This is a genomic window from Mycobacterium attenuatum, assembly GCF_900566085.1.
In the GTDB taxonomy this organism is placed as follows: Bacteria; Actinomycetota; Actinomycetes; order Mycobacteriales; family Mycobacteriaceae; genus Mycobacterium; species Mycobacterium attenuatum.
The window spans coordinates 166,046-192,184 of the sequence record NZ_UPHT01000073.1 but is presented as its reverse complement, the minus strand read 5'-3'; the positions used below and the strand labels follow the sequence as shown (position 1 = coordinate 192,184).

Annotated in this window: 21 protein-coding genes and 1 tRNA gene; 14 read left to right on the top strand and 8 right to left on the bottom strand. The window is 66.5% G+C overall.

What is annotated here, in order from left to right; all coding sequences use genetic code 11:
- Nucleotides 1-14: 14 nt before the first annotated feature.
- Nucleotides 15-455 carry a universal stress protein gene (locus EET13_RS13070; protein ID WP_023373708.1) on the bottom strand — a complete coding sequence of 147 codons (441 nt, stop codon included), beginning with the start codon at nt 453-455 and terminating at the stop codon, nt 15-17.
- A gap of 322 nt (nt 456-777) precedes the next feature.
- Here EET13_RS13070 and EET13_RS13065 point away from each other — a divergent pair, with 322 nt between their 5' ends.
- Nucleotides 778-2,349: a mannosyltransferase gene (locus EET13_RS13065; protein ID WP_122442712.1), complete on the top strand. Its 1,572-nt coding sequence runs from the start codon at nt 778-780 to the stop codon at nt 2,347-2,349.
- Here EET13_RS13065 and EET13_RS13060 read toward each other — a convergent pair.
- Both EET13_RS13060 and uvrB read right to left on the bottom strand, forming a co-directional pair.
- A complete protein-coding gene (locus EET13_RS13060) occupies nt 2,338-3,750 on the bottom strand; it encodes an MFS transporter (protein WP_122442674.1) in 1,413 nt (470 codons plus the stop codon). The two genes, EET13_RS13065 and EET13_RS13060, sit on opposite strands and share 12 nt — an antisense overlap.
- Before the next feature lie 25 nt (nt 3,751-3,775).
- Nucleotides 3,776-5,950, bottom strand: coding sequence for an excinuclease ABC subunit UvrB (uvrB, locus tag EET13_RS13055; RefSeq protein WP_122442673.1), 2,175 nt, complete (start codon nt 5,948-5,950; stop codon nt 3,776-3,778).
- Nucleotides 5,951-6,278: 328 nt separating this feature from the next.
- On the opposite strand from uvrB, the gene EET13_RS13050 reads away from it, so the two are divergent.
- The 3 genes from EET13_RS13050 to EET13_RS13040 all read left to right on the top strand — a co-directional run bounded on the left by EET13_RS13050 (nt 6,279) and on the right by EET13_RS13040 (nt 7,949).
- Nucleotides 6,279-6,719, top strand: a complete 441-nt coding sequence (locus tag EET13_RS13050) for a ribonuclease FAU-1 family protein (RefSeq protein ID WP_122442672.1) — start codon at nt 6,279-6,281, stop codon at nt 6,717-6,719.
- Between the two features lie 48 nt (nt 6,720-6,767).
- Nucleotides 6,768-7,334, top strand: a complete 567-nt coding sequence (locus EET13_RS13045; protein ID WP_122442671.1) for a DNA polymerase ligase N-terminal domain-containing protein — start codon at nt 6,768-6,770, stop codon at nt 7,332-7,334.
- Between the two features lie 195 nt (nt 7,335-7,529).
- Entirely contained in the window at nt 7,530-7,949 is a 420-nt protein-coding gene (locus EET13_RS13040) for a hypothetical protein (RefSeq protein ID WP_122442711.1), read from the top strand.
- A 32-nt stretch (nt 7,950-7,981) separates the two neighbouring features.
- Here EET13_RS13040 and coaE read toward each other — a convergent pair whose 3' ends face one another.
- From coaE to polA, 3 genes are all read right to left on the bottom strand, one after another.
- On the bottom strand, nt 7,982-9,205 hold the full coding sequence (gene coaE / locus EET13_RS13035) for a dephospho-CoA kinase (protein ID WP_122442670.1): 1,224 nt from the start codon (nt 9,203-9,205) through the stop codon (nt 7,982-7,984).
- A gap of 6 nt (nt 9,206-9,211) precedes the next feature.
- Nucleotides 9,212-10,657, bottom strand: a complete 1,446-nt coding sequence (rpsA, locus tag EET13_RS13030; protein WP_122442669.1) for a 30S ribosomal protein S1 — start codon at nt 10,655-10,657, stop codon at nt 9,212-9,214.
- Nucleotides 10,658-10,840: 183 nt separating this feature from the next.
- Complete coding sequence (polA, locus tag EET13_RS13025) at nt 10,841-13,504, bottom strand: DNA polymerase I (protein ID WP_122442710.1); 2,664 nt, start codon at nt 13,502-13,504, stop codon at nt 10,841-10,843.
- Between the two features lie 132 nt (nt 13,505-13,636).
- Here polA and EET13_RS13020 point away from each other — a divergent pair, with 132 nt between their 5' ends.
- Nucleotides 13,637-14,083 carry a Zn-ribbon domain-containing OB-fold protein gene (locus EET13_RS13020; RefSeq protein ID WP_122442668.1) on the top strand — a complete coding sequence of 149 codons (447 nt, stop codon included), beginning with the start codon at nt 13,637-13,639 and terminating at the stop codon, nt 14,081-14,083.
- Nucleotides 14,080-15,282 (top strand): lipid-transfer protein, encoded by a 1,203-nt coding sequence (locus EET13_RS13015; protein ID WP_122442667.1) that lies wholly within the window; start codon nt 14,080-14,082, stop codon nt 15,280-15,282. The genes EET13_RS13020 and EET13_RS13015 overlap by 4 nt, the downstream gene beginning before the upstream one ends.
- A gap of 72 nt (nt 15,283-15,354) precedes the next feature.
- On the opposite strand, the gene EET13_RS13010 is transcribed toward EET13_RS13015, so the two are convergent.
- Entirely contained in the window at nt 15,355-15,966 is a 612-nt protein-coding gene (locus EET13_RS13010) for an ANTAR domain-containing response regulator (protein WP_122442709.1), read from the bottom strand.
- Between the two features lie 125 nt (nt 15,967-16,091).
- Between EET13_RS13010 and EET13_RS13005 the strand changes: the two genes are divergently transcribed.
- The 8 genes from EET13_RS13005 (at nt 16,092) to cydC (ending at nt 24,676) form a co-directional block, all read left to right on the top strand.
- Nucleotides 16,092-16,165 (top strand) — tRNA-Leu (locus EET13_RS13005).
- A gap of 10 nt (nt 16,166-16,175) precedes the next feature.
- Nucleotides 16,176-16,682, top strand: a complete 507-nt coding sequence (locus EET13_RS13000; protein WP_122442666.1) for a DUF488 domain-containing protein — start codon at nt 16,176-16,178, stop codon at nt 16,680-16,682.
- 50 nt (nt 16,683-16,732) lie between these two features.
- Complete coding sequence (locus EET13_RS12995) at nt 16,733-18,061, top strand: adenylate/guanylate cyclase domain-containing protein (protein WP_122442708.1); 1,329 nt, start codon at nt 16,733-16,735, stop codon at nt 18,059-18,061.
- 55 nt (nt 18,062-18,116) lie between these two features.
- The gene (locus tag EET13_RS12990) at nt 18,117-18,707 is read left to right on the top strand and encodes an HdeD family acid-resistance protein (protein ID WP_122442665.1); all 591 of its coding nucleotides are present in this window, start codon (nt 18,117-18,119) and stop codon (nt 18,705-18,707) included.
- Nucleotides 18,708-18,827: 120 nt separating this feature from the next.
- The gene (locus EET13_RS12985) at nt 18,828-20,285 is read left to right on the top strand and encodes a cytochrome ubiquinol oxidase subunit I (RefSeq protein ID WP_122442664.1); all 1,458 of its coding nucleotides are present in this window, start codon (nt 18,828-18,830) and stop codon (nt 20,283-20,285) included.
- Nucleotides 20,286-20,314: 29 nt separating this feature from the next.
- On the top strand, nt 20,315-21,355 hold the full coding sequence (cydB, locus tag EET13_RS12980; RefSeq protein ID WP_122442663.1) for a cytochrome d ubiquinol oxidase subunit II: 1,041 nt from the start codon (nt 20,315-20,317) through the stop codon (nt 21,353-21,355).
- A 62-nt stretch (nt 21,356-21,417) separates the two neighbouring features.
- The gene (gene cydD / locus EET13_RS12975; RefSeq protein ID WP_122442662.1) at nt 21,418-23,031 is read left to right on the top strand and encodes a thiol reductant ABC exporter subunit CydD; all 1,614 of its coding nucleotides are present in this window, start codon (nt 21,418-21,420) and stop codon (nt 23,029-23,031) included.
- The gene (gene cydC / locus EET13_RS12970) at nt 23,018-24,676 is read left to right on the top strand and encodes a thiol reductant ABC exporter subunit CydC (RefSeq protein ID WP_122442661.1); all 1,659 of its coding nucleotides are present in this window, start codon (nt 23,018-23,020) and stop codon (nt 24,674-24,676) included. The genes cydD and cydC overlap by 14 nt, the downstream gene beginning before the upstream one ends.
- Here the strand turns inward: cydC and EET13_RS12965 are convergent.
- A complete protein-coding gene (locus tag EET13_RS12965) occupies nt 24,668-26,062 on the bottom strand; it encodes a bifunctional lysylphosphatidylglycerol flippase/synthetase MprF (RefSeq protein ID WP_122442707.1) in 1,395 nt (464 codons plus the stop codon). The two genes, cydC and EET13_RS12965, sit on opposite strands and share 9 nt — an antisense overlap.
- Nucleotides 26,063-26,139: the final 77 nt, after the last annotated feature.

Sequence of the window (26,139 nt, the reverse complement as noted above, 5' to 3'; positions counted from 1 at the left end):
CCGACTGCGGCCGCCTAAGTGGTGTGCACGATGAGCACGTCGACCTTGGCCCGACGCGACACGTTAGCCGGCACCGATCCCAGCAACCGGCCCGCGATCGTGCTCAGGCCGACGTTGCCGACCACCAGCAGGTCGGCCTTCGCCTCTTCGGCAAGGCTGACCAGCGCGTCGACCGGAGCGCCCACGATCGCGCGTTCCTCGACGTTCTTCGCGCCGGCATTGTGCGCGCGTTCCTTGGCGTCGTGCAGGATCTCGTAGATCGGCGCGGTGCCGGTCACCTTGTAGCTTTCGTCCTTCAGGACGTCGGCGGCTCGGGCGTCCTCGTGCTGAGGCAGGTACGCCGACGCGATGATCAACGTGGCATCGGCCCCGGCGATCTGTGCGGCCCGGTCCACCGCCCGCATCGACGAGTCCGAGCCGTCGGTTCCTACCACCACGGTCCGATAGGCGCCCATTTACCCTCCCAGTGTCGGTTGCTACGCCAACCCCAGACAGTATCGCTTTGGCTGATCCAGATGGGTCAGATTACCCACACCGCAGCGGCGTGGCGCAATCCGCATTTTGCCGGGCGACGGCAGCGGGCGGACACTAGCGGGCGATGGCAATGCAATCGAAGGTCCATGCTGGCGCCGAAAATAGCTGCGGTGCAACGTTTTTTGTCATAACAGGTGCGGACGCCACGTGGCGTTCGCGACTGTTGTCCCCGGCAGCCGAGCCGGTACCGGGACGACGGCTGGTGACCGGAATCATCGCGGGCGACCTACAGTGACAAGCATCATGTCTGCACCGGCACTCGATCAGGACGCGGCGCCGCGCGCCGCCCAGGCGGTGCGCACACGCGCCCATGGCCGGCGCCTCGACCCTTGGGCGATCGCTTTGCTGGCGACGGTCATCAGCGGCGCCTGGGCCGGTCGGCCGTCGCTGTGGTTCGACGAGGGTGCGACGATCTCGGCTTCAGCGCGGCGCACGCTGCCGGAGTTGTGGAACCTATTGAGCCATATCGACGCCGTGCACGGCCTGTACTACCTGCTGATGCATGGCTGGTTCGCGATCTTCCCGCCGACCGAGTTCTGGTCGCGGGTGCCCAGCAGCCTGGCCATCGGAGCCGCCGCCGCGGGCGTCGTCGTGTTCACCAGGCAATTTTCCGGCCGCAGCACCGCGTTGTGCGCCGGAGCCATCTTCGCGATTCTGCCGCGGGTGACCTGGGCAGGGATCGAGGCCCGTTCCTCCGCCCTCTCGGTGACGGCCGCGGTGTGGCTGACGGTGCTGCTGGTCGCCGCGGTGCGGCGCAACAAGCCGTGGCTGTGGCTGCTGTATGCGCTGGGGCTGATGCTGTCGATCTTGGTCAGCATCAACTTGGGGCTGCTGGTGCCGGTGTATGCCGCGCTGCTACCGCTGCTGGCGCCCGCAACGGCGCGCAAAGGTGCCGTCATCCGGTGGGCGGTCGCCTCGGTCGCCGCGGTCGGGGCCATGACGCCCTTTATTCTGTTCGCGCACGGACAGGTGTGGCAGGTGGGGTGGATCTCGGGGCTGAACCGAAGCCTCTTTCTCGATGTGGTGCATCGGCAGTACTTCGACCACAGCGTTCCGTTCGCCATCCTTTCGGGTGTGGTCGTCGCAGCCGCGGGGGTGGTGCGGTTGGCCGGCGCGCCGGGGCCCGGCGAGGGCACCCGCCCGCTGCTGCTGGCCGGCGGGACCTGGGTCGGCATCCCTACCGCCGTCGTTCTGATCTACTCGATGGCCGTCGAACCCATCTACTACCCGCGCTACCTGATCCTGACCGCGCCCGGAGCTGCGATCATCCTGGCCATCTGCATCGTCACCGTGGCCCGCAGGCCCTGGCTCGTTACCGGCGCGGTCGCGGCCTTCGCCGTCGCCGCGTTCCCGAATTACTACTTCACCCAGCGCGGGCCCTACGCCAAGGAGGGCTGGGATTACAGCCAGGTCGCCGACGTCATCAGCGCCCATGCCGCGCCCGGCGACTGCCTCCTGGTGGACAACACCGTGCCCTGGCGACCGGGGCCGATCCGGGCGCTACTGGCCACCCGCCCGGCCGCGTTCCAGTCGCTGATCGACGTCGAACGCGGCGCCTACGGACCCAAGGTCGGCACGCTATGGGACGGCCACGTGGCGGTGTGGCTGACCACAGCCAAGATCAACAAATGCCCGGCATTGTGGACGATCACCAACCGCGACAAGTCCTTGCCGGATCATCAAGCGGGACATGCGTTGTCGCCGGGAACCGCGTTCGGACGCACGCCGGTGTACCAGTTTCCCAGCTACCTGGGTTTCCGCATTGTCGAGCGGTGGCAGTTCCACTACTCGCAGGTCGTCAAATCAACCAGGTGAACGCCGTACGCGGTGAGTCGCCCGATAGGAAGCGACGAACCCAACCGCGGCCAGCCCGGTGAATATCGTGAACAACCAACGAGCGGCCGCCACTTCGCCGCCCTGGGCGGTGTTGACCACGACGCCGGCCAGGCCGGCGCCGAAGGCTGCCGAGATAAGCTGCACGATGTTGATGGCCGCCGCCGCTGCGCCGCCTTCGGCCGGGTCGTCGACGCAATCCATTGCCCAGGCGGACAGATGCGGCCAGGCGATCCCGATTCCGGTCCCGGTGATCAGCAGTGACAGCGCCCACAGCCCGACGATCCCGAGGGATGCATCGGCGCGTTGAGTGAGGGCGCCCAGCGCCAAACCCGACGCCATCACCAACGGCGCGGCCGCTACCACATGCCCGACCACTCGGCTGTTGTTTACCGATGCGCTGACGATCTCGCTGGCCGTCCAGCCGACCGCCAGCGACGCACCCAGGAAGCCGGCCGCCACCGGTGTGAGGTTCCCTAACCGCTGACCGAACAGCGGCACATAGGTGGTCACCATCGCGGCGACCATCTGCACCGACATGGTCAGGTAGATCCACTTCAACGGACCAGGACCAAAGACGCTGTGCGGCAACACTGCAGCCTGCATCCGCCAGTCGACGACCACGAAAATTCCGATCAGCAGCACGCTGGCGGCCAGCAAGCCCGCGGTCTGCACCAGGTAGCGCGGGAGTGCGGCGACGCTGACAGCAAGGGCGGCGGCGCCCATCAACAACAGCGACCACACCGGCACCTTGTGCGCCGGGGTCACCGGCTGCCCACCGCTTGCGCCGGCCCGGCTACGCAGCACGGCCCGTACCAACAGGGCCATCAGCCCGGACATCACCGCCGTCGTAGCGAACGCCCACCGCCACAGCCCGAACTGTGCGAAAAGTCCGCCCGTGGCCGGCCCGACCAGCGTCGCCACCCCCCACATCGCAGACACCAGCGCCGATCCGCGGGTCCACAACCGATGCGGCAGCGCGGAGTTGATCAGCGCGTAGCCAAGTCCGGCCAGCAGCCCACCGGCCATCCCCTGCAAGGTGCGTCCGGCCACCAAGGTCTCCATATTCGGCGCGGCCCCGCACACCAGGCTCGCGACGCCGAAAACGGTCAACCCCATCAGGTACGAGGTGCGGGCACCGACCCGTAACAGCATGGGGTTGACGGCGGTCGCCGCCACCACCGAACCAACGAGATACAGGGTTGTCACCCAGGCATACAGCCGGCTGCCACCGATTTCGGCGATGGTGCTCGGCAGGAGGCTGACGGTCAGGAATTCGTTGGTGGCATACAGCGCGACACCACCGGCGAGCATGGTGGCCGTCCCCAAATGGCTGCTCAGCAGTTCGCGCCAACGGCCGATCTGGCTTGCCGTCTCGGTCACAACTACACCGTAGGCGTGCCGGCACTCACTTCAGACCAGCGGCGTCCATCCCGCGCAATTCCCTTTTCAGGTCGGCGATCTCGTCGCGGAATCGGGCGGCCAGCTCGAACTGCAAATCGCGTGCGGCGGCCATCATCTGCTCGGTGAGGTCTTTGATCAGGTCGGCCAGCTCCGCGCGAGGCATGTTCGAGGTGTCGCGGCCCTCGAAGACGCCGGCGCTAACCGCCCGGCCGGGCTCCCCCTGCGCCCGCCGACCGCGCGACATGCTGCGTCCGGAGCCGATCTCGACGGCAGAGGCTTCTGTATCAGAGGCCTCGCGATAGACCTGGTCGAGGATGTCGGCGATCTTCTTGCGCAACGGCTGCGGGTCGATCCCGTTGGCCTCGTTGTAGGCGATCTGTTTTGCCCGCCGCCGCTCGGTCTCGTCGATGGCCTCCTTCATCGAGTCGGTGATCTTGTCGGCGTACATGTGCACTTCGCCGGAGACGTTGCGCGCGGCGCGGCCGATGGTCTGGATCAGGCTGCGTGACGACCGCAGGAAGCCTTCCTTGTCGGCGTCCAGAATCGACACCAGCGACACCTCGGGCAGATCCAGCCCCTCGCGCAGCAGGTTGATGCCGACCAGCACGTCGTAGTCGCCGAGCCGGAGCTGGCGCAGCAGCTCCACCCGCCGCAAGGTGTCGACCTCGGAATGCAGGTAGCGCACCCGGATACCCATCTCCAGCAGGTAGTCGGTGAGATCTTCGGCCATCTTCTTGGTCAGCGTTGTCACCAGCACCCGCTGGTCGGCTTGGGCGCGGGCGCGGATCTCGCCGATGAGGTCGTCGATCTGCCCCTTGGTCGGCTTGACCACCACCTTCGGGTCCACCAGGCCGGTAGGGCGAATCACCTGTTCGACGAACTCGCCACCGGATTGAGTGAGCTCATACGGTCCAGGAGTGGCCGACAGGTATACCGTCTGCCCGATCCGGTCGGCGAATTCCTCCCAGGTCAACGGGCGGTTGTCGACCGCCGACGGCAGCCGGAACCCGTATTCGACCAGATTGCGCTTGCGCGAGATGTCACCCTCATACATGCCGCCGATCTGCGGCACCGTGACATGCGACTCATCGATGACGAGCAGGAAGTCCTCCGGGAAGTAGTCCAGCAACGTCGCGGGTGCGGATCCGGCCGGCCTCCCATCTATGTGTCGCGAGTAATTCTCGATGCCCGAGCAGAACCCGACCTGCCGCATCATCTCGATGTCGTAGTTGGTGCGCATCCGCAGCCGCTGTGCTTCCAGCAGCTTGCCCTGCGCCTCCAATTCGGCCAGCCGCTCGGCCAGTTCCTCCTCGATGGTGGAGATCGCGTGCGCCATCCGCTCGGGCCCGGCCACGTAGTGAGTGGCCGGGAAGATCCGCAGCGAGTCGACCTGGCGGATCACCTCACCGGTCAGCGGATGCAGGTAATACAGCGCTTCGATCTCGTCGCCGAAGAATTCGATGCGAACCGCCAGCTCCTCGTAGGACGGGATGATCTCCACGGTGTCTCCGCGGACCCGGAACGAGCCGCGGGTGAAGGATAGATCGTTGCGGGTGTACTGCACGTCGACCAGCAGCCGCAGCAAACCGTCCCGCGGTACCTCGGTGTCGACCCGCAGCTCAACCGAGCGATCCAGGTAGGACTGCGGGGTGCCCAGGCCATAGATGCAGGACACCGACGCCACCACCACGACGTCGCGCCGTGACAGCAGGGCCGACGTGGCGGAGTGGCGCAACCGCTCCACGTCGTCGTTGATGGAGCTGTCCTTCTCGATGTACGTGTCGGTCTGGGCGATATACGCCTCCGGCTGGTAGTAGTCGTAATACGACACAAAGTATTCAACTGCGTTGTGCGGCAACATCTCTCGCAGTTCATTCGCCATCTGGGCGGCCAGCGTCTTGTTGGGTTCCATGACCAGGGTGGGACGCTGCAGGCGCTCGATGAGCCACGCGGTGGTGGCCGACTTACCGGTGCCGGTAGCACCGAGGAGCACCACGTCGCGCTTCCCCGCCTTGATCCGCCGCTCTAGCTCGTCAATGGCGGCCGGCTGGTCGCCGGCGGGCGCGTGCGGGCTGATCACTTCGAAGCGGGCGCCGGAACGCACCAACCCTTCCACTTCTTCTGCGGCTGGTCGGTATTCGGAATGGGCCACTACTGGGTGTTCGGTGGCAAATGCCATGTCACCAGGGTAGGACGACGCACCGACAAGTCCGTCCCGAGCACCGCCGAGCGGTGACGTCATAGCCCGCGCTGCTAGCGGTGGCGGACCCATATCCGGCCGAGCGGGTCGCATTCGTGCAGGTGGCGGCCATTGGGCGCGGACATCGCGGTATCGCCGGATGTCTCGCCTGCGGAGCCAGCGACGCCTTTGCCCCGGCCCGAATATCCGGCTGTGCCGATAGCCCCGATAGCAAGGCCCCGGGCGCCGGTAGGGTGGTCTCATTCATCCGCCCAAGCACGAGACGTTCGACCTCCTCGCCCGCACCAATACAGACCCCAAGGGCATCGTGCGGGCCGTCGATGAATACGTCGTGCACGACTGGGGCCTTTACCTGGCCCGGCCAACTCCTGGCCGTGCCCAGTTCCACTATCTCGAGTCGTGGCTGCTGCCGTCATTGGGGTTGCGCGCCACTGTCTTCCATTTCAATCCGGGCCATGAGCGCGACTATGACTACTACCTCGATGTGGGCGAATACACACCCGGGCCGGCGCTGTGGCGCTCCGAAGACCACTACCTCGATATCGAGGTCCGCACCGGCCGGGCGACCCTCCTGGCCGACGTCGACGAGTTGTTGGGCGCCGTCCGACACGGGCTGTTGCCCGCCGAGGTCGCCGAACAGGCCTTGCGGCGGGCGGTAACCGCCATCGAGGGCCTGGCCCGTCATGATTACGACCTGGCGCGCTGGTTGGCCGCCAGCGGCATGGCGCTCACCTGGCGCTCGGGTTGATCGGAGCGGTCCCGGGTCGTTTCCGGCCACAACGGGTACCTGTCTCTTATGCAATTGATCGAGAACCGGCGCCGACGGCGGGCCGACCGTACCGGCGGACCGCGCGCCGAAGCACCAGGACGACACCGCCCGAAGAAATTGACGGCCGAGGAGGGACCGCGTTTCGTCATCCGGCACCACGTGGCCAACGGCGACCACTATGACGACCACTACGACCTGTGCCTCGAGATCGACGGTGTGCTCGCGTCGTGGGCGATGCCCAAGAGTCCGTCGGCAAGTCCGAAGGACAAGCGGATGGCCCGTCGCATCGACGACCACCCGGTGCAGTACGCGACATTCGAGGGCGCCGGCGGGGTCATCGTCTGGGACTATGGCACGTACGCCAACATGACCGGCCACGAAATGATCAAAGGCCTTGACCGTGGCCACCTTTCGTTCCGACTGCGCGGTCGGACAGTGCACGGCGGCTACGCGCTGACCCGAATCCGGGAAGGTGACGACGAAACCTGGCTCATGACCAAACGCGGCGACTACCCTTCGTCCGGCGAAGCCGGCACCCACCGCGAACCACCCGAAGCGGCCCTGGCCCGCGGCATACTCGACGACTGGTCGTGATCGATTTCGCCCGCCCGCCGGCCTCGGTAAGCGTTGTGCTGCACGCGACATGCCCCAACGGCTCGCGGGACAGCTGGATCCGTGAGCGGCCTGGTCAGGGCACGTTCGCGCGCCGGCCCAACCCCGGCAGCCGGCGCCGCGTGGGCCGATTTCTCAGCCTCGGCGATCGTGACCACCGGGCGTAACGTCATCGACATGAGCTCCACCACGCAGAAATGGTCGTCGATCGCCGCGATGACGGCCGTCGCGGTCGGCTCACAATTAGACCCGGCAACCGCGCTGGCCGACCTGCACAACGTCACCTACATTGCCCGGATCGACGGCGTCGCGCCCGGTAGCCAGGCCACGTTCATGCTCAACGGCGGCCAGACAGCCACCGCCCCGCTGAGCCCGATGCCCGGCAACGTGTTCGAAGCCAACGAGGTACTGGCCGATCCGCAACAGGCGGGGATGCAGGTGATCCTGCATTGGCCCTACTCCGCGAATGTGCATTGCGAGATCGACGTCGACGACAACGTCGCCGCGCAGGTCGACCAGTTCGTCAGGCCCAAGCAGGGCAACAGTGATCTCATGAGCGGCGTACTGCAGTGCGGCGCCCCGCTGCCCGGCAACTGACCGGCCGGCCCAGAACGCGCCCGGCCCTAGGCCTAGGGCCGCCAGCCGACCGAGTCGGCCCAATCCCACGCCCGCCGGTAGGCGTCGAGAAACCACGGCTCTTTGGCTGCGGCGTAGTGCGCGATGTCGCCGGCACCTGATGCCGCGCTCTGCTCGGCGGCCCGCTTGACCGACAGGTAGTCGGCCCGCACACCGGGGTTGGCCCGCAGCCAGTCCACGAACACCAGCGCGAACTGCTGATTTGGCCAACCGTCCACCCGGATATGCACATTCGTCGGCCGTCCGGGATCGGCTGATGCGTGAAAGCGCTTGTGCCACATCGTATTATCGGCCGCGTGGTCGTAGCGGTCGACGGTGCTCCGGGCGTCGGCTTTGGCGACATCCTGGGTCACGTGCTCCAGGCGCGGATAACCGGCGGACAGCAGGGATTCGGCGAGTTCGTCTGCCACCGCCAGTGATTCGACGGTGATCTGTATGTCGATGACATCCTTGGCGTCATAGCCCGGCACCGCCGTCGAACCGATGTGGTCCACTCGCAGCGCCCGGTGGCCGGCTGCTGTCTTGAGCCGGTTGACGATGCGGCGGGCCTGGTCCGGCCAACTCGGGTCGGCCGGTACCAGCCGTGCCGCCGCGTGGGCGCACCGACGTTCGCCAAGGTTGTGGGCGAACGGCAGTATCCGGTTGTACCAGACGCCGCGGGCCTGCTCGATCAAAGCGTCCACGCTGCCCGAGTTGTCCAGCCAGATATCGGCGACTTCACGGCGCTGCGCGTCGGTAGCCTGCGCGGCGATCCGGGCACGAGCGTCCGCTTCGGGCATGCCGCGCTGCTCGACCAGCCGCCGCACCCGGTGTTCGGCATCGGCGTGCACGATCACCACCAGCGGGAACAGCGGCGCCATCCCGGATTCGACCAGCAGCGGAATGTCCTCAACGACAACCGCGTCGTCAGATACCGCTGCGATGATCTCGGCTCGACGGCGGGCTACCAGCGGGTGCACGATGCCGTTGAGCATCGTGCGCGCATCGTCATCCCGAAATGCCTTGGCAGCCAACGCCGGCCGATCCAGCGCCCCGCTGGGCAGCAGGATGTCGTCGCCAAAGGCGCCGACCAGCGAAGCAAGCCCCTCGGTTCCCGGCTCGACCACCTCGCGTGCCAGCACATCGCCGTCGACGATGATGCCACCGCATTGCGCGAACGTGGTGGACAGCACCGACTTGCCGGCGCCGATGCCGCCGGTCAGTCCGATGCGCAGCATCGGCGACTACGCGTTGCCGGCGAGTTTTTCCCGCAGCGCGGCCAATTGGGCGTCGCTGGCCAGCGACCCGCCCGCGGCCTTCTCCGACGACGCCGAGCTGCCCGAGGGCTGCTCGCCACCGCCGTGCCCGGCTGCCTCGGCCGCGGCAAATTTGTCCATCTGCGCGGTGTGCATCTTGTGCCGGCGCTCCGCCTCGGCGTAGCGGGCCTCCCACTCGTTGCGCTGGGCGTCGAAACCTTCCATCCACTCGTTGGTTTCGGCGTCGAAGCCCTCGGGGAAGATGTAGTTGCCCTGTTCGTCGTAGCTGTCGGCCATGCCGTACTTCGCCGGGTCGAATTCCTCGGTGTAGTCCTCGTTGGCCTGCTTGAGCGACAACGAGATCCGGCGGCGCTCCAGGTCGATGTCGATGACCTTGACCATCGCGTCGTCGCCGACGGCGACCACCTGGTCGGGCACCTCGACGTGACGCTCGGCCAGCTCGGAGATGTGCACCAGGCCCTCGATGCCCTCCTCGACGCGGACGAACGCACCGAACGGTACCAGCTTGGTGACCTTGCCCGGCACGATCTGGCCGATAGCGTGGGTGCGGGCGAAGTGGCGCCACGGGTCTTCCTGAGTTGCCTTGAGCGACAACGAAACCCGCTCGCGATCCATGTCGACGTCGAGCACCTCGACGGTGACCTCGTCGCCCACCTGAACCACCTCGGACGGGTGGTCGATGTGTTTCCAGGACAGCTCGGAGACATGCACCAGACCGTCCACACCGCCGAGATCGACGAAGGCGCCGAAGTTGACGATCGAGGAGACCACGCCCTTGCGGATGGTGCCCTTCTGCAGCTGGTTGAGGAATTCGCTGCGCACCTCGGACTGGGTCTGCTCCAGCCAGGCGCGCCGCGACAGCACCACGTTGTTGCGGTTCTTGTCCAGCTCGATGATCTTGGCTTCGATCTCCTTGCCGATGTAGGGCTGCAGATCGCGGACACGGCGCATCTCGACCAGCGAGGCGGGCAGGAAGCCGCGCAAGCCGATGTCGAGGATCAGGCCGCCCTTGACCACCTCGATGACCGTGCCCTTGACGGCCTCGTCCTTCTCCTTGAGCGCCTCGATGGTGCCCCAGGCGCGCTCATACTGGGCGCGCTTCTTGGACAGGATCAGCCGGCCCTCTTTGTCCTCTTTGGTGAGGACCAGGGCCTCGACCTCGTCGCCGACGGAAACGACCTCGTTGGGGTCGACGTCGTGCTTGATGGAGAGTTCGCGGGCGGGGATGACCCCTTCAGTCTTGTAGCCGATGTCGAGGAGCACCTCGTCCCGGTCCACTTTGACGATGGTTCCCTCGACGATGTCGCCATCGTTGAAGTATTTGATCGTTTTGTCTATTGCTGCGAGAAAGTCCTCGGAGGAGCCTATGTCGTTGACGGCTACTTGCGGCGAGGTGACGGTGGGACTCGGCATATTGTTGGGTTGCTCCGGACAGGGTCGGTCGTAGGGACGTGGGACTTGAGTTGTTGATGTGAGTCGAGGCTACTCGACGGTGTACATGCTGGACAAACCGCATCATCCGTCGCGAATGTAACGCCACGGCGAATTTCAGCGAGTTTTTCCGCCGCTACGTTACACGCGGCGCGCGATCGCCTGTCAGTGCGCCGCCGCGTCCCAACTGCGACCGAAGCCCACCGACACTTCCAGCGGAACGTCCAACGGGTAGGCGCCGCCCATTTTCTCGCGCACCAGCGCCTCGACCCGTTCGCGTTCTCCGGGCGCGATCTCGAACAGCAATTCGTCGTGGACCTGCAGCAGCATGCGCGACGCCAGCCCGGCCTCGGTGAGCGCCTTGTCGACCTCGATCATCGCCACCTTGATGATGTCGGCCGCACTGCCCTGGATCGGTGCGTTGAGCGCCGCCCGCTCGGCAGCCTCACGCACCTGCCGATTGCTGCTGTCCAGCTCGGGAAGGTAGCGCCGGCGACCCAACACAGTTGAGGTGTATCCGTCCTTGCGGGCCTGCTCGACCACGGCCATCAGGTAGTCGCGCACGCCGCCGAAGCGCGCGAAGTACTGGTCCATCTGAACCTTGGCCTCTTCGGTGGAGATCTTCAGCTGCGTGGACAGCCCATAGGCACTCAACCCGTAGGCCAGCCCATACGACATCGCCTTGACCCGGCGGCGCAACTCGCCGGTCACCTCGTCGATGGGCACACCGAAAGCCCGGGACGCGACGAACGAGTGCAAGTCCTCGCCGGTATTGAAGGCCTCGATGAGGCCTTCGTCGCCGGACAGGTGCGCCATGATCCGCATCTCGATCTGGCTGTAATCGGCCGTCATCAGCTCGCTATAACCGGCGCCGACGACGAACGCGTCGCGGATCTGGCGGCCCGCGTCGGTGCGGATCGGGATGTTCTGCAAGTTGGGCTCCGTCGACGACAGCCTGCCCGTGGCCGCGATGGTCTGGTTGAACGTGGTATGAATCCGGCCGTCGGCGGCCACCGAGTTCAGCAGCCCGTCGACGGTGACCTTGAGCCGGGTGACGTCGCGGTGCGCCAGCAGATGCTGCAGGAACGGGTGCCCGGTCTTTTCAAAAAGACCCTGCACAGCGTCGGCGTCAGTTGTGTAGCCGGTCTTGGTCCGCTTGGTCTTCGGCATCCCGAGTTCGTCGAACAGCACCACCTGCAGCTGCTTGGGCGAGCCGAGGTTGATCTGCTTGCCGATGACGGCGTATGCGGCCTCGGCGGCGTCGCGGATCTGATCGGCGAACTGGCTTTGCAACTCGGCCAGCAGCCGCAGGTCGACAGCGATGCCGGCGCGCTCCAGGTCAGCCAGCACCCGTTGCACGGGCAGTTCCATGTCGGCCAGCAAGGCCGTGGAATCGATGCGGGCCAGTTCGGCGTCCAGCGCATCGGCCAGGTCCGCCACCGCCCTGGCCCGCAGGATCGCGGTTTGGACGGCTTGGTCGTCCACTCCATCCATATCGTCAAGCAATGAAAGTTGTTGCTGTTCAGGATTTTCCGCGCGCAGTTCGCGGCGCAGGTAGCGCAGCGAGAGATCGTCGAGGGTGAAGCTGCGCTGCCCCGGCCGCACCAGGTAGGCGGCCAGTGCGGTGTCGGAGGTGACACCGTTCAGGGTCCAACCGCGGCCCCCGAGGTCATGGATGGCGAGCTTGGCCTCGTGCAGTGCCTTGGGTTTGGCCGGGTCCGCCAGCCAGGACGCCAGCGCTGCGTCGTCCTCGGGTGTCACCGTGGCGGTATCGATGTAGCCGCCGTCGCCGTCGGCGGCCGCGATTGCCAGCGCGGTGGCGTCACCGCCGTGCGGCAGATGGGTGCCCACGACCGTCAGGCCGCAGCGGCGCCCGTCGCCGGCATGTGCGGCTAGCCACTGCGCCACCGTGCCGGGCTGCAGCGCCCCGCCGCGCACGTCGAACCCCTCGTCGACCTCGGGCTCGACAGCCGCCAGCGTGTCGAATAACCGGTCTCGCAACACCCGGAACTCCAGGTCGTCGAACAGCCGGTGGATGTGGTCGCGGTCCCAGGGCAGCAGCCGCAGCGTGTCCGGGGTTTGGGCCAGCGGCACATCACGCACCAGCTCGGTGAGTTCGCGGTTGCGCACCACGTTGGCCACGTGCGCCCGAAGCGCATCGCCAACTTTGCCGCGAACCGAGTCGACATGGTCGACCAGCTCCTGCAGCGAGCCGTATTCGGCAATCCACTTGGTGGCGGTCTTCTCGCCCACCCCGGGAATGCCGGGCAGGTTGTCACTGGGGTCGCCGCGCAACGCGGCGAAGTCCGGGTATTGCGCGGGCGTGAGACCGTACTTCTCGACGACGGCCTCGGGGGTGAAGCGGGTGAGTTCGCTGACACCTTTGCGCGGGTAGAGCACGGTCACGTCGTCACTGACCAGCTGCAGTGAGTCGCGGTCGCCGGTGACGACCAGAACCCGATATCCCTCCTTCTCGGCCTGGCTGGCCAGCGTCGCGATGATGTCGTCGGCCTCGAATCCCGGTTCGGCAAGCACCGTGATGCCCAGCGCGCCCAGGACTTCCTTCGTGATGTCGATCTGGCCGTGGAATTCGTCGGGCGTCGATGACCGGTTGGCCTTGTACTCGGGGTAACGCTCGGAGCGAAAGGTCTGCCGGGACACGTCGAAGGCGGCGGCGATGTGCGTCGGGGCTTCATCGCGCAGCAGGTTGATCAGCATGGCGGTGAAGCCGTAGACCGCGTTGGTGGTCAGCCCGCCGCGGGTCTTGAAGTTCTCCGCGGGCAGGGCATAGAACGCCCGAAACGCCAGCGAGTTGCCATCCAGCAACATCAGCGTCGGCTTGGCTCGATCCTCACTGGCGGTGCTCACGGATCACACTCTATGCACCTGGTCCGACGCAGTATGCGGGGCCGGAACTGCAACACGTTTCAGTTTTGCGCTTCCGCTGGGTAGGCTGGGCCGGTGCCCGAGGTCACCAGCCAAGCACCGGCCGTTGACGGGTGGTTCGCCACCGACGACACCGGCAACCCGCATCTGATCGGCAGCAAGTGCCCGCAGTGCGGCACCTATGTGTTTCCGCCCCGGCCGAACAACTGCCCCAACCCGGGCTGCGAGTCCGACACGCTAGAGGCCGTCGCCTTGTCGCACCGCGGGAAGCTGTGGAGCTACACCGAGAATCGGTATGCCCCACCGCCGCCGTACCCCTCCCCCGACCCCTTCGAGCCGTTCGCCGTCGCGGCGGTCGAGCTGGCCGACGAAGGGCTCATCGTGCTGGGCAAGGTGGTCGAGGGCACGCTGGCCGCCGACCTGAGGGTCGGAATGGAGATGGAGCTGACCACCATGCCGCTGTTCACCGACGACGACGGTATCGAGCGCATCGTCTACGCGTGGCGGGTCGCCCCCGCATGAGTACTCCCGAGCCGCTCTACATCCTCGGCGCCGGAATGCACCCATGGGGCAAGTGGGGCACCGACTTCACCGAATACGGGGTGGCCGCCGCGCGTGCCGCACTGCGCGAGGCCGGTCTGGACTGGCGTCAGATCCAATTGGTGGCCGGGGCGGACACCATCCGCAACGGTTACCCGGGTTTTGTCGCCGGCGCCACGTTCGCCCAGAAGCTGGGCTGGAACGGTGTGCCGGTCAGTTCCAGCTACGCGGCGTGCGCCAGCGGCTCGCAGGCGCTGCAGAGCGCCCGGGCGCAGATCCTGGCAGGTTTCTGCGATGTGGCGTTGGTGATCGGCGCCGACACCACGCCGAAGGGCTTTTTCGCCCCGGTGGGCGGCGAACGCAAGAACGATCCGGACTGGCAGCGCTTCCACCTCATCGGGGCCTCCAACCCGGTGTACTTCGCGCTGCTGGCGCGTCGACGGATGGACCTCTACGGAGCCACGCTCGAGGACTTCGCCCAGGTGAAGGTCAAGAACTCCCGGCATGGCTTGCACAACCCGAACGCCCGCTTCCGCAAGGAGACATCGGTCGACGACGTGCTGGCCAGCCCGGTGGTGGCCGATCCGCTACGCCTGCTGGACATCTGCGCCACCTCCGACGGCGCCGCGGCGCTGATCGTGGCCAGCGCGAAGTTCGCCCGTGAGCACCTGGGCTCCCTGGACGGGGTGCCGTCGGTGCGCGCGGTCAGCACGGTCACCCCCCGCTATCCGCAGCACCTGCCCGAATTGCCGGATATCGCAACGGATTCCACCGCGGCGGCGCCGGCGCCGGACCGGGTGTTCAAAGACCAGATCCTCGACGCGGCCTACGCCGAGGCCGGCATCGGGCCCGAGGACGTGAGCCTGGCCGAGGTCTACGACCTGTCCACCGCGCTGGAACTCGACTGGTACGAGCACCTGGGGTTGTGCGCCAAGGGTGAGGCCGAGGCGCTGCTGCGCAGCGGCGCGACCGCCATCGGCGGCAGGGTCCCGGTCAACCCGTCGGGCGGGCTGGCGTGCTTCGGCGAGGCGATCCCCGCGCAGGCGATCGCCCAGGTATGTGAGCTGACCTGGCAGCTGCGCGGTCAGGCCACCGGCCGGCAGGTGGCGAACGCGAAGGTCGGCATCACCGCGAACCAGGGCCTGTTCGGCCACGGCTCGTCGGTGATCGTGGCGCGGTAATCACTGGCGAGCAGACGCGGAATCGCACTCCGCTGCGCGGATGCGCGCGATTCCGTGTCTGCTCGCGCCCTTTTAGGTGGGCGTGTCGAGGGTTTCCAGGACGACTTCGGCCACCCGCTTCATGGTGGTCCGCCGGTCCATGGCGGCGCGCTGAATCCACTTGAACGCCTCCGGCTCGGTCATTCCCTGCTTGGCCTGCAGCAGGCCTTTGGCACGTTCGACGAGCTTGCGCGTTTCCAGACGGTCGGACAGCGCCGCCACTTCCTGTTCCAGCGCGGTGATCTCGCTGAACCGGCTGACGGCCAGCTCGATGGCCGGGATCAGGTCGCTGGCCGTGAAGGGCTTCACCAGGTAGGCCATGGCCCCGGCGTCGCGGGCGCGCTCCACGAGGTCGCGCTGACTGAATGCGGTGAGTACCACAATCGGCGCGATGCGCTTGCTGGCGATCTCCGACGCCGCGTCGATCCCGTCGCGGCGCGGCATCTTCACATCCATGATCACCAGATCGGGCTTGTGTCGCTCGGCCAGTTCGACGGCTTCCTGGCCGTCACCGGCCTCTCCGACGATGTCGTACCCCTCCTCTCGCAGCATCTCGGCGAGGTCCATCCGGATGAGCGCTTCGTCTTCCGCGATCAGGACACGGTGTGGTTTTACGGCGTCGGCGTCGTTGGTGGGGCCGGTCATGACGGACATTGTGGCGTGAGCGGCTGCGATGGGAAACCTTGGGGGGCGGCGAGTCGGGATCAGGATATGAATCCGCTATGGTTGGAGGCTGCTCTGAGGTAGAAAGCCGTACGCAAACGACCTCAGCCCTCGTATCCCAACTGGCAGAGGAAACGGACTCAAAACCCGTCCAGTGTGGGTTCGAATCCCACCGAGGGCACTCCGGGATCATGCTGTACACCATTGGCCACGGCGCCAAGTCCGCAGAGCAACTCACCGACATGCTGCTCCAACACCACATCAACCTGCTGATCGATGTCCGTAGTTTCCCAGGCTCCCGTCGCAACCCCGATGTGTCCAAACAGGCAATGCCCGATTGGCTTGGCGCCGCCGGGATTGCCTACCGGCATGAACCTGACCTCGGTGGCCGGCGCAAACCGCCCGTCGACCCGGTCCCACGCGACCGGTGGTGGGAAAACCCGGCGTTCGCGAATTACGCGGCGCATACCCGAACACCCGGCTTTCACGCCGCATACCAGCGGCTGCTGCGGGATGCCGACACCACCAACGTGGCAGTGATGTGCGGAGAACCGACCTGGTGGCGCTGTCACCGGCGCATGATCGCCGATTTGGCCACCCGCGACGGACGCCAGGCGCAGCACATCATGCCCAACGGTGCACTATCGCCACATCGTCTGTCGGAGTGGCTCACCCATGACCTCGCTGGTGGGTCCTGAGTCTTGGCAGGTGGCCCCCAATATCGAGCGCAGCGGTTACGCTCTTGATCGTGGCGGCTAAGAAACGCGGTGCCCCACGGAAACGATCCGAGGGCTCAACCCGCCACGACTGCGTCACGGTCGTGCGCGAGCAAACCCGCGAGTTCGACCAACACTACGCCCGCAGCGCGGCGCGCCGCGCCCGGCTGCTCAGCATTGCCGCCTGGCTGGCCGTGATGGTCAGCGTGAGCTTTGTGCTGATGCAACTTCTGACCGATGCCTGGCTGTGGCCGCTGAGTTGGATCAACGTCGCCGCGGCCGTCGTCTTCGCGATCGTCCCGATGCTGTACCGGTTCGGGGAACTGGTGGCACCGCTGACGTTTATCGGAGCCGCCTACGTGACGGTCTTCGCCAGCTGCTGGAGCATCGGCACCGGGTCGGGCGCGCAGTTCTTCTTTCTCGTCGGCGCCTGCCTGGTGGTGCTGGTGCTGGGTATCGAACACATCGTGCTGGCCAGCGGGCTGGCGGCCCTTGCCACGGCGTTGATCATCGCGGTGGAGTTTCTCGTCCCCCGCAACACCGGAGTGGAGCCCGCCTGGGCTCAATCGGCGGGCTTCGTCATCACCACGGTCTCCGCCTGTGTGGTGGTGGTCGTCTCGGTCTGGTTTGCCCTGTGGGACACCGCCCGCGCCGAAGCGATCATGGAAGCCCAATACGACCGCTCCGAGGCCCTGCTGGCCAACATGTTGCCGGCCAGCATCGCCGAACGGCTCAAGCATCCCGAACGAGACGTCATCGCCGACAAATACGACGAGGCCTCGGTGCTGTTCGCCGATATCGTCGGCTTCACCGAGCTGGCCAGCAGCGCCGCGCCGGCCGAACTCGTCCGATTCCTGGACCGGCTGTACAGCGCTTTCGACGCGTTGGTGGACAAGCACGGGCTGGAGAAAATCAAGGTCAGCGGCGACTGCTACATGGTGGTCAGCGGAGTGCCGCGCCCGCGGCCCGACCATGTGCGGGCATTGGCAGATTTTGCCCTCGACATGGTGGACGTCGCGGCCGGACTGAAGGATCCGCAAGGTTGCTCGGTGCCCGTGCGGGTGGGTCTGGCCACCGGTCCGGTGGTCGCCGGCGTGGTGGGCTCGCGCCGCTTCTTCTACGACGTGTGGGGCGACGCGGTCAACGTCGCGTCGCGGATGGAGACCACCGACTCGGTGGGCAAGATCCAGGTGCCCGACGAGGTCTACGAGCGCTTGAAGGACGACTTCGTGCTACAGGAGCGCGGACACATCAACGTCAAGGGCAAAGGCGTCATGCGCACCTGGTACCTGCTCGGACGCAGACCGGCGGAGCAGCCGGCCGACGCGCCTGCCGAGGAGCCAAGCACCGCCGGCGTCTGACACCACAACGCACCGGGCGGGCACCGGGGTTCACGACTATGCCAAAACCCGTCACATGCGTCACACTGGTGCCATGCAAACTGCACCCGTCTCGGGCTCCGTCCCACGCTTGTTGCCGCATCTGTGGAAATCGACGCTGTTGTCGGGACTCCTGTCGCTGATCCTCGGCGTCCTGGTCCTGGTCTGGCCAGGAATATCGGTCCTGGTAGCCGCCGTCGCTTTCGGCGTCTACCTCGTCGTGACCGGCATCGCGCAGGTCGTCCTCGCGTTCAGCCTGCACGTTTCGGCCGGCAGCCGGATCCTGGCATTCATCAGCGGCGCCGCCTCACTGATCCTGGCCGTACTGGCGTTCCGCCATTTCGGCAACGCGGTCCTGTTGCTGGCCATCTGGATCGGCATCGGGTTCATCTTCCGCGGCGTCGCGACAACCGTGTCCGCGATCAACGACCCAGCCCTTCCCGGACGGGGATGGCAGATCTTCGTCGGGGTAATCAGCCTGATCGCCGGCGTCGTGGTGATAGCCGCGCCGTTCGAGTCGATCATCACCTTGGCGATCGTCGTGGGTGTCTGGCTGGTCATCATCGGCGCTTGCGAGATCGTGTCGGCGTTCGGCATCCGCAAGGCGGCCAAAACACTAGGGCTATAGGGTTTCGCAAAATCCCCGCAGGGTCCCAGACAAACGTCACTCGACTCGCGTCAACGCCGACGTATCTACTACACTTCGTCGTAGTCCGTTTGTAAGGCCCGCGATCCCGGGAGATGACAGATGAATGTCGTCGATATTTCGCGCTGGCAGTTCGGTATCACCACCGTCTACCACTTCATCTTCGTGCCACTCACCATCGGCTTGGCCCCGCTGCTTGCCGTGATGCAAACGGTGTGGGTGGTCACCGGTAACACGGCCTGGTATCGACTGACCAAGTTCTTCGGGAAGTTGTTCCTGATCAACTTCGCCATCGGCGTGGCGACCGGGATCGTGCAGGAATTTCAGTTCGGAATGAACTGGAGTGAATACTCCCGATTCGTCGGCGACATCTTCGGCGCGCCGCTGGCAATGGAAGGCTTGATGGCCTTCTTCTTCGAATCGACGTTCCTTGGCCTGTGGATCTTCGGTTGGAGCAGGCTGCCCCGGTTGGTCCACCTGGCCTGCATCTGGATCGTCGCGATCGCGGTCAACGTCTCGGCATTCTTCATCATCTCCGCGAACTCGTTCATGCAGCACCCGGTGGGGGCGCATTACAACCCGGCCACCAAACGCGCAGAGCTGAACAGCATCACCGCGCTGCTCACCAATAACACTGCGATAGCGGCGTTTTCACACACCGTCGCGGGTTCGCTGCTCACCGCGGGAACTTTTGTCGCCGCGGTCAGCGCATGGTGGCTGGTGCGTTCGAACACCGCCCCCGTCGGGCCCGGTACCCGCGCCATGTATCGCCCGGCAACCATCCTGGGCTGTTGGGTTGTGCTGGTCGCTACGGTTGGCTTGTTCTTCACCGGTGACCACCAGGGCAAGCTGATGTTTACCCAGCAACCGATGAAAATGGCGTCCGCGGAATCGCTGTGTGACACCCAGACCGACCCGGATTTTTCCATCCTGACGGTGGGCCGGCAGAACAACTGCGACAGCCTCACCCGGGTCCTCGAGGTGCCCTATGTGTTGCCGTACCTCGCCCAGGGCCAAACCACCGGCGTGACGTTGCAGGGTGTCCGCAATTTGCAGCAGGACTACAACCAACGATTCGGCCCGAATGATTACCGGCCCAATCTGTTCGTCACCTACTGGTCATTTCGCGCGATGATCGGGTTCCTCGCGATTCCGGTCCTGTTCGCGTTGCTGGCCCTGTGGCTGACGCGCGGCGGACGGATCCCGGAACGGCGGTGGTTCGCCCGGCTTGCGCTGCTCACCATTCCCGCCCCGTTCCTGGCCAACATGTTCGGATGGGTGTTCACCGAGATGGGCCGCCAGCCCTGGATCGTGGCTCCCAACCCGACAGGCGATCAGCAGGTTCGACTCACCGTCGCGACCGCGGTATCCAACCACCCGTTCGGTATGGTCGTCACCTCATTGGCGACGTTCACGCTGGTCTACGCGGTACTCGCGGTCATCTGGTTCTGGCTGCTCAAGCGCTACGTCGTCGAAGGTCCGCAGGAGCACGACGCGGAGCCGGCGGCGCCGGCGGCCCCTGACAGCGACGAAGTGGCACCGCTCTCGTTCGCTTACTGACACCCACTGACCCAGGAGGGAGATGACCGGTGGGACTCCAACAATTGTGGTTCGCTGTCATCGGGTTGCTGTTCCTCGGTTTCTTGGTGCTCGAGGGATTCGACTTCGGTGTTGGCATGCTCATGGAGCCGCTGGCCCGAGTGGCCCCGGGCGATTCCGAAATTCAACGGCGAGCCGTACTGAACACCATCGGCCCGGTCTGGGACGGCAACGAGGTCTGGCTGCTGACCGCGGGCGCCGGAATGTTCGCCGCGTTTCCTGGGTGGTACGCGACCGTATTTTCGGCGTTGTACCTGCCGCTGCTGGCCATCTTGTTCGGCATGATCCTGCGCGCGGTGGCTATCGAATGGCGCGGCAAGGTCGACGACACCAAATGGCGGGCCTGGGCAGATTTCGGTGTCGCCGCGGGGTCGTGGCTGCCCGCGGTGCTGTGGGGCGTCGCGTTCGCCATCCTGGTGCACGGACTCCCAGTCGACGGCGATGGCCACGTGCATCTGGGCATCGGCGATGTGCTCAATGGCTACACACTGTTGGGCGGTCTGGCCACCGCAGGGTTGTTCCTGCAATACGGTGCGGTGTTCATCGCCTTGAAAACCGCCGGGCCGATCCGCGACAGCGCCTACCGGGTTGGGCTGTGGCTCGCGCTGGCGGCGACCGTTGTGGTTGGCGGGTTCGGAGTGTGGACCCAGCTGGTGTATGGCAAGCAATGGACGTGGGCGGCGCTGGGGGTGGCCGTGATCGCCCAGCTCGCGGCCGTGCTGCTGATATGGCGGCGCGCATCCGACGGGTTTGCGTTCCTGAGCACGTTGGTGGTCGTCGCGGCCGTGGTGGTGTTGTTGTTCGGCGTGCTGTACCCGAACCTGGTGCCGTCGACGCTCAACGAGCAGTGGAACGTCACGATCTACAACGCCTCGTCGACGCCATACACCCTGAAGATCATGACCTGGGTGACCGCCATCTTCGCACCGCTGACGGTGGCGTACCAGGCTTGGACGTATTGGGTGTTCCGGCAACGCATATCGGCTGAGCGGATACCCCCGTCCGTCGGTCTGGCGAGGCGCCCGTCCTGAGCGCGACGGACAGGTCGGCCCGGGCGCCGCTGGATCCGCGGCTGTGGCGGGCGTCGTCGGCCCTGCGCGGCTACCTGATCGCCGCGGTGGCATGTGGAGTGGCGATATCCGGCTGCGCGATCGGCTCGGCGGTGGTCCTGGCGAGCATCGTCGCGCGGGTCGTGGCCGATCCCTCGACGCGACACCTAGGCCGCTGGCTGGGACCGCTGGCAATAGTGTTGGCGCTGTGGGTGATCCGTACGGCGACGCACTGGCTGCAAGCGCGCCTTGGGCAGCGGGGCGCCAGCGCGGTGATCGCCGATCTGAGCGGGCAGGTGCTGACGGCGGTAACCGGCCGACAGCCCAGGCAGGTGGCGGCACAGCGGGATGCCGCGGCGGTACTGGCTACCCGGGGGCTGGACGGCTTGCGCCCCTACTTCACTGGTTACCTGCCCGCTTTGCTGCTTGCGGTGATTCTGACGCCGGCCACCGTCGCGGTCATCGCGTTCTACGACGTGAAGTCGACGGTGATCGTGGTGATCACGCTGCCGCTGATTCCGCTCTTCATGGTGTTGATCGGGCTCACGACCGCCGATCGGTCGGCAGCCGCGCTGGCCGCGATGGGCACGCTGCAGGCTCGGCTGTTGGACTTGATCGCGGGCATCCCCACCCTGCGGGCGCTGGGCCGTGCAGTGGGGCCGGAGCAGCGCATCGCAGAACTCAGCGCCGCCCATCGACGTTCGGCGATGGCCACGCTGCGGGTGGCCTTCCTGTCGGCGTTGGTGCTCGAGTTGCTGGCCACGCTGGGTGTGGCACTGATCGCGGTGAGCATCGGTCTTCGCCTGGTGTTCGGGCAGATGAGCCTGGCGGCCGGGTTGACGGTGCTGTTGTTGGCCCCAGACGTCTATTGGCCGCTGCGGCGCATCGGGGTGGAGTTTCACGCCGCCCAGGACGGCAAGACCGCGGCCGATGAGGCTTTCGCGCTCATCGAACAGCCGAAGCCCGCCTCGGCGGGCACCCGGACGGTGGCGGCCCACGGAGCCCCGATCCGCATCGAAAACCTCAGCGTCGCAAGCAGAGCAGGACGCTCCCCGGATGGTCTGTCCGCGGCGCTCGAACCCGGCCGAGTCACGGTGCTGACCGGGCGAAACGGCGCAGGCAAGAGCACAGCGCTGCAGACGATAGCGGGCCTCACCCTGCCGTCGTCGGGACGGGTCACCGTCGCCGGAATCGACGTCGGCGACCTAGACCCCGCCGGTTGGTGGCGGCAATTGTCCTGGCTACCCCAACGCCCGGTACTGATTCCGGGTACCGTTCGCGACAACCTGCTCCTGCTCGGTGATCTCGAGGACATCGATGAGGCTTGCGCCGCAGCAGGATTCGATACCGTGCTGGCCGAGCTACCCGACGGATTGGACACCACGCTTGGCCGCGGCGGCGTCGGCTTGTCGCTGGGGCAACGCCAGCGGCTGGGACTGGCCCGAGCCCTCGGATCCACCGCTTCGGTGCTGCTGCTCGACGAACCCACCGCACACCTGGACGCCGGCACCGAGGACCGGGTATTGCGGGCCATCGTCGATCGGGCCCGCGCCGGCGCGACAGTGGTGGTCATCGGGCACCGAGAGCGGGTCGTGGCTATCGGCGACCGGGTCGTCGAGGTCACCGCCAGCAGCGAGGCCGACTATGCCCCGGTCTGATCCGCTGCTGGCCGGTTATCGCCTACTGCGCCCTCGGCGGGCCCGCATTGTGGCCGCGACTGCGCTGGGGGCCTTGTCGCTGGGCAGCGGCCTGACCCTGGCCGGGGTGTCGGCGTGGTTGATCACCCGCGCCTGGCAAATGCCGCCCTTGCTGGACCTGTCCGTCGCGGTCGTCGCGGTGCGGACATTGGCGATCTCGCGCGCGATCCTGCACTACTGCGGGCGGCTGGCCACCCACGACACCGCACTGCGCGCGGCCGGCACCGCCCGCGCCCAGATGTACCACCGGCTGGCCACGGGGCCCGTGGCGGCCGCCGTCCGGCTGCCCAGCGGCGAGGTGGTGGCCCGTGTCGGTGCCGACGTCGACACCGTTGCCGACATGCTGGTGCGCGCGGTGGTACCGATCAGCGTCGCCGCAGTACTGGCGGTGGCCGCGACCACCGCCGTCGCGATCATCTCGGTGCCGGCCGGAGTGGTACTGGCGCTCTGCCTCCTGGTGGCCGGGGCTCTCGCGCCCTGGCTTGCCGGCAGAGCCGCCGTCGAACACGAAGCGCTGGCCCGCCGCCATCATGGCGAACGCGACACGTCGGCGATGGCCGCACTCGACCATGCACCCGAGCTCCGGGTCGCCGGGGTGCTGCCGGACGTCATTGCCGAATCCCAAGGGCGGCAACGTGCTTGGGGCCAAGCCCTTGACAACGCGGCCCGGCCGGCGGCGATCGCCGAGGCGATACCGACCGCGGCGATCGGGGCCAGCGTGTTGGGCGCGGTGGTGGCCGGAATGGCCATGGCGCCCACGGTCGCGCCGACGACGCTGGCCGTGTTGATGTTGTTGCCGTTGTCGGCCTTCGAGGCGACCAATGCGCTCCCGGCGGCCGCGGCCCAGTTGACCCGGTCGCGCATCGCGGCCCGGCGGCTGCTCGACCTGGCTCCGCCCGACCGCCTCGCCGAGGCCGCCGCAACTCCAGCGGGCAGCGTGGTCGCCGGCCGGCTGTCCGCCGATGTGTGGTTCGGTCACATCCAGGCGCAGTCAGCCCGGGCGGTGGTCGACCTGGCACCGGGCACCCGGCTTGCCGTAACCGGCCCCAGCGGTTCCGGCAAGACGACGCTGCTGATGACGCTGGCCGGGCTGCTGCCGCCGGTACACGGCGGGGTGCTCTTGGATGAAATCGAGCTGAGCCGCTTCGATGAAGCCGAACTACGAAGAGCGATAACCTTTTTCGCCGAAGACGCACACGTTTTCGGCACCACGGTGCGAGACAATCTACTGGTCGTCCGGGCCGACTGCAGCGACAACGAATTGACGGCCGCCCTGGCGAAAGTTGGCCTCGGCGACTGGCTGGCCGCTCTGCCCGAAGGCTTATCGACGGTGTTAATCGGTGGTGCGCAAGGGCTTTCAGCAGGCCAACGCCGGCGGCTGCTGCTGGCGCGGGCCGTACTGTCTCCCGCCCGGATTGTGCTGCTGGACGAGCCAACCGAGCACCTTGACGCGAGCGACACCGACGCTGTGCTGCGCGATCTGCTGACACCCGGTCCCGGACCGATTCTGGGCGCCAGGACGGTTGTGGTGGCCACCCACCACTTGCCCGACGATATTGAGTGTGCTCGCCTCAGCGTCGGCTCACCGGCGCGCCCCTTAGGGTAGCTGTCGGCGTCGCGGCATGAACTCCAGGGACAGCAGCACTATCAGCAACGGAACTAGCTGTGACAGCGAGACCAGCGCATAGCGTCGTTCGTCCAACGCGTGGAACTTGCACAAGTACCGGTACAAGGATTCCAGTGAGATCATCGGGTCAAGCAGATGGATCAGCAGATAGAACAGGCGTTGCAGGCGGCTTCGGTGCGCTGCGTCGAAGATCTCCGGAAACGCCGCAAACGCCAGTGACAATCGCCGTGCGCCAGCATCTTTGGCGGCGGTGATCATGTCGACACTGAGCCGCTCGTCGATCCCGTTCGGGGCACCGCGGCGCCGCCAGGGCACGTCGAGGGAGAAGTCACTACCGCCGCCCGCCGTGGTGAACCGGTCGAAGCCCTGCACCTGCCCCGATGCGTCCCTGGCGATGATCAGCTGAACTCCCGGGTACTTTCCTTCCAGCACACCGTCCAGGCTCATGCAGAAGCCGCGATCGGTGCGGGCTCCTTTGGGTGACGCCAGCAGCACCTCGGTCAGCTCGGCGCGCCGCTCCTCGTCGAGCTCCTGCTCGGCCACGATCTCGGTGGCGATCCCGAAGTTATGGGTCCGTTTGACGGCCTGACGCAGGTTGCGGAATTTGCGGCCCACCATCGCGAAGTTGGGGACATCAATGACGACGTCTCGCCCGATGGGTACCGCCCGCAGCGAGCGTCCCGGCAGGGCGGGGTCAGTCCACAGACGAAGCCGTCGCTGACTGCAGGCCAGCACCGCAATCCGCCAACCCCGCGCATGACACAGGGCGGCGAAGTCGGCAACCAGCCCGGCGAACTGCGATTCGTCACCGACCGGATCCCCCGCGACCACCGCAAAGCCCATCCGCGTCCGGTATGCCAGCGCGGCGGTGCCGGCAGCACTGAAGTGGTAGCACTTGCCCGCCTGCATGGCGAACGGCGCCAACGGATCTTCGCAGGTGGCGTTGACCAACGCCCAGACCCGAGGTAGGTCGCCGGGCCGCGGATGCGATGACGTGGGCCACATCAACACCAAACCCGATCCGGCGATCAGCATCTCGCCGGCCAGATCGAAGGACAGCACGTGCAAGCCCAACCCGATGACCAGGAACAAGCCGGCCGCCGCCGCGTGCATGGCCGTGACCGGACGCCCGAGGAAGATACCCCGGGCGATCAAGGCGACGGCCGCCAGCATCGTCAGCGACCAACTCAGCCGCCCGGCTGCCTGCCAATCCTCGTGCCGATAGTTGTGTGCGAGCAGAGCGATAAGCCAGCACGCCGCGCAGAACACCGCGAGGGCAGCGACAAAGCGGGCCGTGAGTGAATCGACATGGACCACGACGCGTTCGCGGGCGCGCGGCGCAACTTCAACCGACGGTTCGTTCACGCTCACCTCCCCCTGACCTGCCTCTCAGCTGCCGGAAGGGTACCCGCTACCAGGAACGGTACGCCTGAGCGCGGCCG

Bases quoted from the DNA above. Each gene is read 5' to 3' on its own strand.
- EET13_RS13070 (WP_023373708.1), bottom strand. From the start codon at position 455: ATGGGCGCCTATCGGACCGTGGTGGTAGGAACCGACGGCTCGGACTCG.
- EET13_RS13065 (WP_122442712.1), top strand. From the start codon at position 778: ATGTCTGCACCGGCACTCGATCAGGACGCGGCGCCGCGCGCCGCCCAG.
- uvrB (WP_122442673.1), bottom strand. From the start codon at position 5,950: ATGGCATTTGCCACCGAACACCCAGTAGTGGCCCATTCCGAATACCGA.
- EET13_RS13045 (WP_122442671.1), top strand. From the start codon at position 6,768: ATGCAATTGATCGAGAACCGGCGCCGACGGCGGGCCGACCGTACCGGC.
- EET13_RS13040 (WP_122442711.1), top strand. From the start codon at position 7,530: ATGAGCTCCACCACGCAGAAATGGTCGTCGATCGCCGCGATGACGGCC.
- coaE (WP_122442670.1), bottom strand. From the start codon at position 9,205: ATGCTGCGCATCGGACTGACCGGCGGCATCGGCGCCGGCAAGTCGGTG.
- rpsA (WP_122442669.1), bottom strand. From the start codon at position 10,657: ATGCCGAGTCCCACCGTCACCTCGCCGCAAGTAGCCGTCAACGACATA.
- polA (WP_122442710.1), bottom strand. From the start codon at position 13,504: ATGTTGCTGGATGGCAACTCGCTGGCGTTTCGGGCGTTCTATGCCCTG.
- EET13_RS13015 (WP_122442667.1), top strand. From the start codon at position 14,080: ATGAGTACTCCCGAGCCGCTCTACATCCTCGGCGCCGGAATGCACCCA.
- EET13_RS13010 (WP_122442709.1), bottom strand. From the start codon at position 15,966: ATGACCGGCCCCACCAACGACGCCGACGCCGTAAAACCACACCGTGTC.
- EET13_RS13000 (WP_122442666.1), top strand. From the start codon at position 16,176: ATGCTGTACACCATTGGCCACGGCGCCAAGTCCGCAGAGCAACTCACC.
- EET13_RS12990 (WP_122442665.1), top strand. From the start codon at position 18,117: ATGCGTCACACTGGTGCCATGCAAACTGCACCCGTCTCGGGCTCCGTC.
- EET13_RS12985 (WP_122442664.1), top strand. From the start codon at position 18,828: ATGAATGTCGTCGATATTTCGCGCTGGCAGTTCGGTATCACCACCGTC.
- cydC (WP_122442661.1), top strand. From the start codon at position 23,018: ATGCCCCGGTCTGATCCGCTGCTGGCCGGTTATCGCCTACTGCGCCCT.